Below are 13072 nucleotides of genomic sequence, written 5' to 3' on the forward strand. Positions count from 1 at the left end.
CTTCTCAAAGATTCGAGATTCGGCCATTGTGCTTGTCGTCTCGCACCAAGTCGCAAAGGCTCGCTCGCGCGAAGCGACGGCAGTGACGGCTCCCCATGCGAGCCAACAGATAAGCCCGCTAGCCTCTCCGGATTTGTTAACGATCTGTGGACGCTCACATTGCTGTCGGCCGCCAACGACGATCTTGGCGGGGTTTCCTCGGCAAGGCGGTTGATACCTTGGTCCGGCGAGTGTCGCCCACGTGTGGATTCAGGATCACTCGCCGAGGAGCTTCGACAATACAACGCCGCTCGCTTGAAATGATTCGAGCGGCGTTGGCTCCTAGCCCCGCGAAGGTGATGCAAAATCCCGACAAGGATGGGTCAGCACAAAGCGTGCCAAGGTTCATGTCTCAAACTGGAACTTTGTAGAACTGCGGGAGTCGATTCCTGGCTCTCGACCCCTTCACGACGCTCAATCGATGGAAAGCCCAACCAACTGAGCTGACGCCATTTAGTGTTCTTCGCGCTGGGACCCTTTGACTCTCGCGGAGCAGGGATTTCCTGTCTCTGGGGCTTCGGGTTCTGTCGCGTCCTTCCAGCAGTTGATGTCGCAATATGGTGCAGGCCCGGAACGTGTTGGAAGTTCAAACCAACACGCCGGGGAGGGCGGCTGCGCTTCGGTGACAACATCAACCGCCTGTCGACCCGTGTGGACTGGTTTTCGATCCGGCGCGTCTTTTTTCTTTGGCTGGGCCGACCTGACTCTTCTGGCAGGGGATTTGTGCCGGGCTTTGAAGATTATCTAGAAAGCGCCGGTCCGTAGCGGGTGTTGGTTCCAACCAACACCGGGGATTAAGAGGCCGGTTTCATCGAAATCGTGCCAGCAGGAGCAGCACGATCGGAAGGAGTAGTCATCGATGAACACGATCGTCATCAACAATAAAAAGGGTGTCGGCAAGACGACGCTTGCTGTGCATCTGGCTTGGTTCATGGCGGAAGCTGGCCGCCGGGTTCTGATGATCGATGTTGACGCGCAGGGCAACGCGACCGACACGCTCAAGCAGCATACAGGGTCGATCTCGGCGGCCGATCTCTTCAAGCCCGCGACCCGAGTCGCTGGTGAAAACAACGGTATCACGCTGGCACCGGCCGACAGCTCCTTTACGGATATCGATCGCGGCAACGCTGCCGCCGTCATGACCCTGCAGCAATCTCGCCGATGCCGCCGAGCGGTTCGATATCTGAATGATCGATACCTCGCCATCGCTTGGGCTTCGCAGCGTCGCTTGCCTGGTCGCCGCCTCGCATGTGCTGGCGCCAATTTACCTGGAAGACTAAAGGCCTGATGCAGACCGTGATCGGTGTCCAACGACGGTGCGGTCGCCAGGACACGAGATTCCTCGGCTTGCTGCATTCGAATTTCAATACCAAGTCGCCTCGTCCATAAAGCTTGGCTCCGGCATCGCCCCCGTGATCGATAGACGGGTCGTACTCTGCAAATCTGCCGCGGTCGCCTCAACTACCGTTTTGGTGGGCTCCCAAGGAGCAGCGCCTTGTAGTGATAGGGCTGGCCTGTTTGCTGTGACCGCGGAGACCAACTGCCGCGCCTTGGCCGCTTCCCTTATTTACGAGAGCTGGAACGTAGCGGCTTCAATCGGCGAGATCGAGTATCGAGAGCGAGATGTCGCCTAGCTGCTAGCCAATCTTCTCTCTCTGGTTGGAGTCGAAGGCCTGGATTGATGACGGATTGGGAGACGATCCATTTTTCCATTATGACCGAGATCCCAAGCTCTTTTTTTCGTCTCCACCCTTGCTGCGTTGAGTGCTGCGACTGCTTGCGTTTGATCGACAACAAGCTCTCCGGTCCGGTTCTGATAGCGAACCCTTATTGCCAGCGACGATGCTGCCGACCTGGAGAGCTTCGGTGGGCTCGTTAATTTCAATGCCGAAACTATCGGCCTCGGTGGCGCCTTCATTCGCCAATAACGCAGACTGGATGTGGCTTTAGGAGTCACGCAGCCACGTTCGGCTTTGTGGGCTATGGGGGCGGAACGGAAGACTTCACCGCGCGGCCGAACCATATAGGCGCCGCTCTCTTTGTCGGGATTGCCTGCGAACCTAGAATCACCAGGTTCGCAGGCATCGCAGCAACCCATTTTTTCAATGACGTGATTATTTGGTGATGAGCGAAACCTCCGAGGGCTGGACACGCGAGCAGGACGAGATCTTCTGGCATTTGGTAAGAAAGCAAACTCCAGAGGAAGTCATCGCGCCGGCGCTGAACAAGACTTGTCAGGATCTCAGACGGCGCGGCTATGTGCTGGGTTTGCCAGCGAAATGGTTCAAATCCGCAAAGAGAACGACCGATCAGCCGTTGCCGGAGGGCGGGAAGGGGAGGCGCCCCTGTTTAGCGGAGAGATTTCCAAGGGCCGACCGCCCTGTTGAACCGATCCAGTTTTCGCGTGCCAATGATGCGATGACCGTTGGGTCTCGCGTAACAGTAGTGTACTCGGCTGGTCCAAAGCTGAAAGGGCGGAGCGGCCTCATCGTCGCTCTTGGTGTGACCAGGACAAGGGTGCGCGTCCTCTTGGACGGCAACATGAGACCGATCACACTCCACGTGTGCCTGTTGGAAGTTGTATAGTCGCGCCGCGCAGCAAAATGATGTCCGTCCGCGTATGCGAGCAAGTACAAAACAGCCCAACGCCGCCCGCTTGAAATGCATGCGGGCGACGTTGGCTCTCCCCAGGAGGGATGACAAAATCCTGACCTGGATAAAGTATGGAGGGGAGCTTACGTCTTCGCTATCCGCATGACTCCGGTATCACCGATGAGTAGTGGAGGCAGTGCGGTGCGGTCTAGGATCGGCTGACGGCAGAACGCGGAGCTGCCCAGCAGGGTGGTTGCGGCGGTGAAGGATGCCAAGGCGCGGAGGGGGCTGGCTTAAATTGCAGAGGTTTAGGAAAAATTGAATTGAGCTGCCGATCTGCAAACTCTTGCAGATGCGGGCCTGCGGTCGGGAGTGTTTGTAATTCCGGACAGCTCCAAGCGCTGCCGAAAGGCAGCGGACAAGCAAACCGGCACCGCATCCTCTGGTCTGGCGCGAGGCCGGCGACCACCCGACGCGAGTTCGTGGTGTTAACTTCAGAGGGACGACTTCAAATCTACCAGCCTGCTTAGCGCCTTAGCAACTACTCTGACCTCATGGAATGGCAATAACCTGTGACCGCGCCAGCGCCTGCATCAGGTGCGTTGCCAGGGCCCCAGCGGGAAGGGGGCTTTGCGATTTGCCCGTCGGCTTGTGAGGTGCGGGGATAGTGACTGTCGCCATCTTCAAGAAAGACCGCGACGACGAAGAAGACTTCAGGCATGTAACTTAATCGTCGAGCAAGGGCTAAAATACAGGATCTCATCAAGGCGCCTCTGCCAGATAGCAAATCACCTTGGAAGAACGGGGATATCGTGGTCAGCCCAAGAGGGGCTGATCCCTCGACGGTGACTTTGACCGACCGCATACGCCAGGCGCTGAAGCGTCATCTCTTTGTGCAGCCTTTCAAGGTGGTTGCCCGCGTGGGGTCGACAGGAAGTGATGAAACGGTTCTCGAACCCGATGACAACATCAAGTCAAACAACCTCGACGTGGTCATAACCCCACGCAGAGACGGCGAGCTGTTCCTTTACGTGAATGACTCGATTTGCCGTTCGACGGAATGTGTGGCTCAAGCTTCTACGATCGCCACGACGGAGAAGCCACGATTGAGGTTCGTCAGGTCAATTAGCGCTGGTGTTCCCATGAGGTTGATTATCCTTCTCGGCACGCTCGCCATCGCATTGCCTTTTGTTAATTGCCCAGGCGGCCATGCCATTAGGAAACGCCGTCTCCTTGCGTCTTCTGGAGCGACCGACGGGGCACGGTGATTCGAAATATACCGTTCCGCCTGAGCCTGCGAAGGGCGATCGTCTCGAAGCTGATACGTTGTTCGAATGGGTCCAAGCGCAAGGACGATCAGCGAAGGGCTATGCGCGCCACGTTATTTCGCTCGACATCGCCTATTTGGTATGTCTCGGCTTGTTTCTAGGTTATGCTAGCGTTCTTCGTGCGAGGCTATCGCATTGGCCTCCAATCTTGTTGAATGTACCCGTTTGGGCGTTTTGGCTTTTGCCCGCAGTCTATATTCTCTGCGACCTCACCAAGGATGTCCTTATCCTCGTGATGCTCAACTGGCCGCCTCGGCCATTCGAGGCGTCGCTTTCACTCTCCTCGCGGGCATGCGGGGCCTTAAAATCATCTCCGTCGGTCTGGCTTTCTCGCAGGTGCTGTTGCTTTGCCTCCTGTCGTATGTCTCACCCGCAATCGCCGAACGCTAGACCCAGCTTGGGAAATTCCAATCGTCGGCCGCGCGAGGGTCTAGCAAGGTGGTTGGCTGACGACGGAAAGTTGGAACCCGCGCAGCCGGCCTATGCGGCTTGAGGTCCATGACCCAAACGATCGTTTTCTCCTGCAGTCCGATACCCCCAAACCGTGTCGGTCGAAACTTCCTCCACGTTCTGAGCGGCCTGCAAGCTGCACTTGCCCGTGAGTTTGCGTTCCGCCCCGGGACGCGGCTCTTCTTTCAGCGCCCGCTCCAGATTGCCTTCCACGAAGCGTCGCTTGGTGCGGTACACGGTCGAGCCGCTCACGCCGACGCTCCTACGATCTCCTCGTCGCTGGTCTCGGCATCGGCGGCCAGCAAAATCTGCGCTCGCTTGAGCTTGCGGGACGCATGCTTGCCGCCGCTGAGCAGCGCCCTCAGTTCGGTGCGCTGGATGACGCTTGAACGCGCCGGCCTCATCAGACGGCAGCCAAGGACACCTCGCAGCATCGAGGTCCTCATTGATCCGAAACTCCTGGCGGAGCTAATCTGACTGCCGGACCCAACCTGTCAAAATCACTGTGCAGAGCCACTAGTGAGAGCAGCCAGAGGCCCTGAAATTCCAATGCAGCATTAAGCTGCCCCGTCTACACGGTCGTTGAGCCACAGCAGCTGAAGTTGACCGCAAAGCTAATCGCCGTGCCTTGATTGGTCTGAGCAAGCCAGCCAGTCATCGCTTGGGGCACATTGCCGTCGGAGCTGTTGCTTGCGTTTCGTGTAGGTGCCAGACGTGCTCCGGTACTCTGACCGTAGCTGTTGACGGTCAGAGTTGAGCCATATTGGTTGGTCCAGGTCCAGGTGGGTTGGGCATTTTCTGCTGCATCCAATAGCAGAACGCATACGGATGCCACGTAGTGCGTCAGTTTCCAGATTTCTTGAGACATCGTCGAATCCATGTGATCCGAAATAGGAGAACCATACAACCGATTTTGGACGACGTGCGTTGATGCACACCTTTCAAAGCGGAACCCACCATGACGGTGATTCCTAAAGCTCGTCGAGGCCGTTCTAGTTCCAGGTTGGTCTGTTCAACAATTCCCGGGAATCTGCCTTTTGCCGTACGCATCCGGTCAGCACCCCGGGCAGGCGCGCCGGTCAGCCGTGGCGCTCAGGCGGCAGCCGCTGTGGACTGTTGGGTCGCCTTCCAATTCCACGGGAGCAGGTCGGCGACTTTGTTGACGGGGTGATCTGGAAGCCTGGCCAACACATCCGCGAGCCAGGCTTGCGGATCAACGTCGTTCATCTTGCAGGTTTCGATCAGGGTATAGACGGCGGCGGCGCGATGGCCGCCGGCATCTGAACCGGCGAAGGTCCAATTTCGTCTTCCGACAGCCACACCGCGTAACGCTCGTTCGGCAGCGTTGTTCGAGAGGCAGACGCGACCATCGTCCAGGAAGCGGGTGAACGCCGCCCAACGGTTGAGCAGGTAGTTGATCGCCTTTGCAGTATCGTTGCCTGATGAGAGCAAGGTTCGCTGCTGACGCATCCAGATTTCGAGATCGGCGACGATCGGCCTCGACTTATCACGACGTACCGCAAGCCGCTGTTCCGGCGTTTTGCCGTTGATGGTGCGCTCGATCTCGAAAAGGATATCGATGCGTCGCACGGCCTCGCTGGCAATCGGCGCCTCTCCAGATTTCGCCAAGTCGAAGAACTTTCTGCGGCCGTGGCTCCAACAGGCCGCTTCAAGGATCGGAGCTGGCTTCCTTTGGGCCTTGTAGAGCTGGTTATACCCATCGAAGGCATCGGCCTGCATGAGGCCGACATAGCCGGCAAGATGGCTTTGCGGGTGTTCTCCAGCCCGGTTGCGTGAGTAGTAGAACAGGGCCGCCGGCGGATCCGTGCCGCCAAACGGCCGGTCATCGCGAACATAGGTCCAGATCCGGCCGGTAACCGTCTTGAGCTTGGCCAGCACCGGCACCGTCGTATCGTCGCCGTGGATGCGTTCCGCGCTCATGACGTGGATCCGGATCGCCTCAATGATGGGATCGAGTGCCACCACGCAGGCGCCGATCCGATCCGCCAGGGTCGAGACGTCGATCTCGATCCCTTCGCGGGCATAGGTCTTGCTCTGTCGGTTCAACGGCTGGTGCAGCAGGAACTTGTTGACCAGCACCATCGCCAGCAGGCTCGGCCCGGCAAAGCCTCGCGGGATCGGATGGGAGGGCGCCGGCGCCTCGGTGATTGCCTCACAATCCCGGCAGGAGAACTTTTCGCGGACATGCTCGATAATCTTCCAGCGCCGTGGCTCACATTCCAGGGTCTTCGATACCACCTCGCCGAGCTTGTGCAGTCGCTCGCTGCCGCACTTGCCACATACGCAAGGAGCGGGTTCGACGATGCGTTCGATCGGTAGATTGTCCGGCAACGGACGTCGCGGCGGCCGTGGATTTTGCACGCGCTGCTGTTTGGCGGCTTCCGGCGCTGCGAGCTCGGCCTTGGTTTCCTGCTCAGCCTGGGTCTCTTCAAGATCCTCGATGGCGAGTTCGAGCTGCTCGACCAGCAGCTTGCCGCGCTCAGAAGATTGCCCGAACTGTTCTCGCCGTGCCTTGGCCAGCATCAGCTTCAGCCGCTCGATCTCCAGCCGGCCGACGGTCACCTCGCTCTTCGCCAGCGTCAGCTGCTCGCGCTGCGCAATGATCATCGCGTGTGCTGCGGCAAGGTCGGTGGGAAGCGGATCGGCGGGCGTCGTCACGAGGACGAATCAACCATATTCGTCGCAAAAAATCCCGCTCGATTTAACCGGAAGCCCGTGGACGCCAGGTTGCCTGCGGCATCCGCCAATCAATTCCGGAGAGGAGATAGGATAGCTGCGCAACGCTGATCGTCACAACGCCATCCGCCATTGATGGCCACAAAAAGCGGCCTCGCTCCAGCCGCTTCGTGAACAGACACGCGCCTTGGCCATCATGCCAGATGATCTTGATCAGGTCGCCGCGGCGGCCTCTAAAAACATAGAGATCACCGGCATGCGGATCACGCTTCAAACTCTCCTGGACCAGACGCGCGAGGCTCGGGAAGCCGCGGCGCATATCGGTGTGGCCGGTCGCAAGCCACACCCGCACATTACCCGGTATCGCAATCATCGGCGCTCAAGTACCTCGAGGACCCGCGCCAGCGCTTCTGGATCGACGTGCGAATCCACTCGGATCCGTCGCCGGTTACCGAGGTCGATCTCGATCAATCCAGTACGCGCGGCCACTACAGACCGCCCTCGGCTATCACCCGCAGGTAAGAGCTTCGGAGTTTCCTCCGCCTCCGTGGCGGCGATCTGCACCGGCGCAAAAGACGGTGCGACCTGCTCGGATGTCCGCGCTTGACGACGCCAGGTGAACACCAGGCTGGCCGCTACTCCGTTGCGACGTGCAACCGCTGTCACCTTTGCGCCCGGCGCCAACGTCTCCTCGACAATCCGTGCCTTGTCATCCTGCGACCAACGCCGCCGACGCTCCAGCCCGCCCAAAACCTCGACCCGCATCGCCCGATGACCTTAAAGCTAGACTTAAGGTCACACGCTTGGCGAATTACAGCGTGTCAGACAAGACGGCGCCCGCCGGATGCGTACCTTTTGCCGATGGTTGCTTTGTGTCTTATCTGCCACAAAAGACCTCCGAGGCACCTGCCAGAAATGGTAGGCCGTCCCGCTCGCTGAGCATGTTGCGAATGCACGCCGACGACGTCACGGTCACAAGAGCGCGCCCGCGCGGAGGAATTCAGAGGCATAAGAAAGTGGGCGCGCTAATACCTATCTGAGCGACCAAGGGTTCCTCGATCGACCGTGCGATGTTATGCGCCGTAAGCTGGTAGCTCCGCCTTCTCGCGTCCGGCAACCTTCGCAAGCCGACCACCCGAGAGGAAGTTAGGCGGGCGCCAATATTGAAATGAGCGAATTTGCGCCAGATTCGGGCAGGCAAGTTAGCTGCAACCTGGTGTCGTCGTAAAAGATGACCTTTCGACTGTTCAGCACCATGTCCGCTCTCCCTCGGTAAACCAAAACGAATGACGTGCTGGGGATTAACGCGCAATACTCACCATATCGTCTTACCCGCGGATGGTAGCTGTTATCACGCAGGAATCGGCGACCGCCAGTCCTGAACACTCTGGATCAGAATCGTAAGATTGTGCAGCGGTTTATCGCCTCGGCTTTCAGACTTCAACGACGACCTACAAACGTTCGGCCTCGGTGAACTCCGCTCAGCCTCGCAGCTCCAGTTTACGCCGAAGGATGTCGCGCGCTTCGTATGCTCCGATTGCGACCAGGCCAGCTGAATGCGATCTCCAGCAAGTGGTTAGGCTGACGCCTGTCAGCCTCTCAACGGTTCACCGGTTCCAACGCACGTCTTGACGGTCGATGGGATTGAAATCGCTAGAAGGACCAAAAACCAAGCCGAAGCATCGACCAAGCCATCGCTCCTGAAAGCACCTTCTGCTGCGTGCGACGAGCAGCCTATGCCGGCGCTCAACCTATGCTCTTCTTTCCGGCCAAGTTGCTTCAAATAGGTCCCGATTATGGCCTCAGTCACCACTCATTAATCCAGATCCGCATTTCACCTTCGCCGCGGTTGGCCCAGCTGAACCACGGAATGAATGTCAAACGCTGCGTTTGCCGCTGTCCAGGCACGTTGTCGTAGTGATAAAGCGGTGCTTCCTCAGAGAGCCTGTGTTGCAAACGAAAGCCATCAGCCTGCAGCAAACTCTTGCCGGCAAAGAGGCCCTTGCCTTCAACAAGCGAAAATTGGCTGTCTGCATCCAGCCAAATATTATGTAGCTCCGGCCCGTTGTCGGCTTCTTCCAGACAATAAATTAGGGGGCCACGCTGAATAGCCACTTTGCCGGCCAGGTGGCGAAGTTGTGGATGGCCATACACGCGGCGTGCTTTCATGGGCAGCTGCAATTTGCAGCGATCGCCCTGCCGCCACGTGCGGTGAATGTGCAAATAGCCTTTGCACGACTCGCAATTGACTGGTTCGCCGTTCAGTCTGACCTCTGGCGCGCTGCACCATTCCGGCAGGCGCAGCGCGAGCGTGTGCGTGATTGGCTGCTCCGATTCCACGGCGATCTCCACCTGGTCCTCCCAGGGATAGTTCCCGCTCATGCGCAGTCGCAGCGTATGCTCTCCGACCGGTAACGCCACGCTGTTGCCAACGTAGAGATTGACATAGAGCGCGTCGGAGCGTGGCGTGTAGATGTAATGACCAATTGATGTGAAAAGGCGCGCGATGTTTGGCGGACAGCAGGCGCAGCCGAACCAGCGCTGTCGTACCGGCGAGACATGACTGTAGATGCGGTTGGACCGCAGTGTTTTGGGATGAGCTTCGAGTGGATTGACATAGAAAAAATGGCGTCCATCTAACGCGATACTGCCCAGAACGGTGTTATAGAGCGCACGCTCCATCACATCGGCATAGCGACTGTCCGCCTCCATCTCCAGCATCCGGCGGGCGAACATCATCAGGCCAATCGACGCGCAGCTTTCCGCGTACGCAGTATCGTTCGGCAGATCGTAGTCGCTGCTGAACGCTTCGCCCGCGCTTTGCGAACCAATGCCGCCGGTGATATAGATCTGCCGCTGCACCATGTTTTGCCATAGCCGCAGGCAAGCTTGGCGTTGCTGCTCGTTCTGAAGCAGACGCGCCAGATGGGCAACCCCAGTCATGAGGTATACAAACCGAACCGCATGACCTGTTGCATTCCGCTGCTCCGAGACCGGCAGGTGCGCCTGGCTATAGGCTTTATCTCTGACCATCCAGGGCTCGACGTTTGCTTTGCGGTGACGGGATCGCTTCTCATACTCTATGTCATAGAAGTGCGGCTCCCTGCCGCGTTGCTCCACGAAATAATTCGCCAGTGTGAGATATCGCTGCTCCAGCGTCGCTTCGTAGAGGCGTATCAATGCGAGTTCGATTTCCGGATGGCCATCATAGCCGTGTAACTGATGGCGCTCCGGGCCAAACACCACGGCGATGTGATCAGCAAGCCTGCAAACGACCTCCAGTAAGCGCCTTTTGCCAGTCGCCTGAAAGAAAGCGACGCCCGCTTCAATCAAGTGGCCGGCGCAGTAAAGCTCGTGGCATTCGCTTAAGTTGCTCCAGCGCTCCCCAGGCGCCTTTACCGTGAAATAAGTGTTCAGATAGCCGTCGCCGCACTGGGCGGCCGCAATCAGTTCAATCAGGTCATCGGCGATTTTCTCCAGTTCTGGATTGGATGTTTCGCATAGCGACCAGGCGACTGCTTCCAGCCATTTCGCCACATCACTGTCCTGGAAAACCGGGCCGTAGAACTCGCCACTTGCTCGATTGGCGGCGATCCGAAAGTTGTCTATCGCATGGCTCGGCGGGACTTCGGGAATACGGTCGTTCAGCGCCTCCCACTGATAAGGGAGCGTCACCTCCCTCACCAATTGCCGGCATTTCCCAATGAGCGGATCAGTAATCCGTAAGTCATGGAGATCTACTTCCGTAGTAGCCGTCGGCCGATTCATCTCGCTCTCCTTCGTGTTGGGGGCACGGGCCGATGGTTCATGAAAACCTTACTCATATCCCATTGTTGAGTTTGCAGGGTGCGAATTGGCAGCCTCAGCATGTCCTGCCTGCCGTCGTCAGCTCATGCGTCTTTCGCGTGCTTCCAAATCCCGGCATGACGAGCGATTGAAGCGTCCCTCTGGTCATCAGGGGCGGAGAGAGAACTCACCTTCTTTGAATAGACTCAGACGTTCTATGACGGTCGACACGAACGACATTGTCAATCTCCATACATCGCGCTGACCAGCACGCTCGATGGTGAAGACAGCAATTTCCGTGCCGGCAACGGCGCAGATCGTTCGTCTCGACTAGCACGTCCTCGGTATCCACCAATCCGTCGCGGCTTCGACGTGGATTCGGCGCACCGCCTTCGGCCCGGATGGATTTTCGCTCTGCGCTGCTGCTGCTCCAGTTCCGGCGGGGCGTCGCGCGCTTCCTGGTCCCCGCCGCAATCGAGACCGGTTGGCCGCGGACTGGTCATGACCGTTCCTGTGAGCTCGAGCCTTGCGGATAGAGGCGCCTTTGCCGGTATTGAGGCGAATGCCGTATCGCATCGCCTGGCGAACCTTCGGCCTTAATGAATTGCGCTCATTCCCTGCTGCGATAATGGAGAGGGCCGATGCGCAGGCGCGCCTGGCCGCGTTGGAAGGCGCAGGCGACGGGGCCTCGCGAGAAGAAGAGGGCGCAACAGAAGCTGAAGGAGAGGAGGCTCGCCATAAGTTCGCAGGTCGGCGCGGAAAGCGAGCCGCTTCAGGAAGTCAAGCCATGGATGGACCTGCTCATTCAGGACATCGAGGCAAACGAGTTGCGCCGCTACGAACGGCAGGCGCGAATTCGGCGAGAACGCGATCGGTCGGGGACGAAGCATGGAGCCGTTCGAAATGAGGGCCGTCGAGGTCGGTCGTCATGGGGGACGTCCTTTGCCGGATCGGCCGCGCCCATCGTGGCCTTCGTGGCGATCATCTGACGGCAGGTGGAACGGACCAGAACCCGACGCAAAGCGAAGGGCCGAAGCGAGGGGGAGATGGCAGAGGCGCGGCTATTTTGTTTCGCACAAAGGCGCGGTCCGCGCCGGCGGAAAATAGCCGTGACCTCCGCCATTGCCGGGCCGTACCGCTCGCCGTCCGATCGCCCTCTAGAAGCCAGGGGGCGGCTCTATCCGCAAGGGCCACTCACGGCATCGTCAACTTAATCGACCGCCGAGCTGAAGGAGGCGATTCTCAAAGGTTCGAGATTCGGCGATAGCGCTTGTCGTGGAGATCTCGCGTCAAGTCGCAAAGGCTCGTTCGCGTGAAGCACGACGGAAGTCGGCAGTGACGGCTCCGGAATAGGGGATGTGGAAAAGGTTCGCGTCCTGATCGTGAACTGCCAGAACCCGTTGAGCCTGACGGGACGATTTGAAACGCTTCATTATCCGCTCGCGTCGCCGCGTCGGCCGATGAGAATTCTCGGCCCGATAGGTGAGAGCGTTGTGCCGGCGATGTTCGACGTGAAAGCCCATCTTTGCCCTGGCAGCGCCGTAGGAACGGAGCTTGTCCGTGAACATCACGCGCGGCGGTGTGCCGGCGGATTTCAAGAGCTTCTTCATGAGCCGCTGCGCAGGGCGCAAGTCTCTTCGGCGCTGGATCAAAACGTCGAGAACGAAGCCATTCTGGTCGACAGCGCGCCAGAGCCAATGTTGTTCGCCCGCGATCGAGATAACGACCTCGTCCAGATGCCATTTGTTACCGCGAGCGGGAGCGCGCTGGCAGATTCGATCGGAGAACGGCTTGCCGAATGTTCCGTCCCACTGGCGCACGGTTTCATAGCTTACGCCAATGCCACGCGCTGCCAGCACTTCCTCGACCATGCGCAAGCTTAAGGGAAACGGGAAATACAACCAAACGGCATAGCTGATTACTTCCGGTGGGAAGCGATGGCGGAGATAAAGAGGGTCCCGGGCGGTCGGCATGCCCGTCGTCTACCCCCTCGGCCGCTCCAATTCGTTAACTTGACGGTGCCCTCCTGCGAGCTACTTGATCAGCTGGGGCATTCCCGGCACAGACCGATTACGGGCGGCCTTCAAAGACTCACTTGCCCCGTCTCGCCGACCACGCACACTGCGGTTTCCGGCCCAACATAGTGCTTCATGGCAGTTGATGCGAATTGGTTGTTTGCG

Annotated in this window: 8 protein-coding genes and 2 pseudogenes; 3 read left to right on the plus strand and 7 right to left on the minus strand. The window is 58.6% G+C overall.

What is annotated here, in order from left to right; translation table 11 throughout:
• Positions 1-898 precede the first annotated feature (898 nt).
• The gene (locus HAP48_RS23395) at positions 899-1327 is read left to right on the plus strand and encodes a ParA family protein (RefSeq protein ID WP_224496555.1); all 429 of its coding nucleotides are present in this window, start codon (positions 899-901) and stop codon (positions 1325-1327) included.
• 2149 nt (positions 1328-3476) lie between these two features.
• Positions 3477-3899 carry a hypothetical protein gene (locus HAP48_RS23400; protein WP_166209522.1) on the plus strand — a complete coding sequence of 141 codons (423 nt, stop codon included), beginning with the start codon at positions 3477-3479 and terminating at the stop codon, positions 3897-3899.
• Between the two features lie 651 nt (positions 3900-4550).
• Here HAP48_RS23400 and HAP48_RS23405 read toward each other — a convergent pair.
• From HAP48_RS23405 to HAP48_RS23430, 6 genes and pseudogenes are all read right to left on the minus strand, one after another.
• Positions 4551-4813 (minus strand): annotated as a pseudogene (locus tag HAP48_RS23405) (helix-turn-helix domain-containing protein); the annotation flags it as partial.
• Positions 4814-4980: 167 nt separating this feature from the next.
• Positions 4981-5289: an avidin/streptavidin family protein gene (locus tag HAP48_RS23410; RefSeq protein ID WP_224496556.1), complete on the minus strand. Its 309-nt coding sequence runs from the start codon at positions 5287-5289 to the stop codon at positions 4981-4983.
• Between the two features lie 212 nt (positions 5290-5501).
• The gene (tnpC, locus tag HAP48_RS23415; protein ID WP_175612385.1) at positions 5502-7037 is read right to left on the minus strand and encodes an IS66 family transposase; all 1536 of its coding nucleotides are present in this window, start codon (positions 7035-7037) and stop codon (positions 5502-5504) included.
• A gap of 94 nt (positions 7038-7131) precedes the next feature.
• Complete coding sequence (tnpB, locus tag HAP48_RS23420; protein ID WP_166204419.1) at positions 7132-7479, minus strand: IS66 family insertion sequence element accessory protein TnpB; 348 nt, start codon at positions 7477-7479, stop codon at positions 7132-7134.
• On the minus strand, positions 7476-7871 hold the full coding sequence (gene tnpA, locus HAP48_RS23425; protein WP_166204418.1) for an IS66-like element accessory protein TnpA: 396 nt from the start codon (positions 7869-7871) through the stop codon (positions 7476-7478). The genes tnpB and tnpA overlap by 4 nt, the downstream gene beginning before the upstream one ends.
• A 1041-nt stretch (positions 7872-8912) precedes the next feature.
• A complete protein-coding gene (locus HAP48_RS23430) occupies positions 8913-10874 on the minus strand; it encodes a glycoside hydrolase family 127 protein (RefSeq protein WP_029085035.1) in 1962 nt (653 codons plus the stop codon).
• Between the two features lie 659 nt (positions 10875-11533).
• Here HAP48_RS23430 and HAP48_RS23435 point away from each other — a divergent pair.
• Positions 11534-11881 (plus strand): hypothetical protein, encoded by a 348-nt coding sequence (locus tag HAP48_RS23435; protein WP_165123021.1) that lies wholly within the window; start codon positions 11534-11536, stop codon positions 11879-11881.
• Between the two features lie 221 nt (positions 11882-12102).
• On the opposite strand, the pseudogene HAP48_RS23440 reads toward HAP48_RS23435, so the two are convergent.
• Positions 12103-12865: pseudogene (locus HAP48_RS23440) on the minus strand (IS6 family transposase).
• Between the last annotated feature and the right edge of the window lie 207 nt (positions 12866-13072).

Source organism: Bradyrhizobium septentrionale (genome assembly GCF_011516645.4).
GTDB lineage: Bacteria > Pseudomonadota > Alphaproteobacteria > Rhizobiales > Xanthobacteraceae > Bradyrhizobium > Bradyrhizobium septentrionale.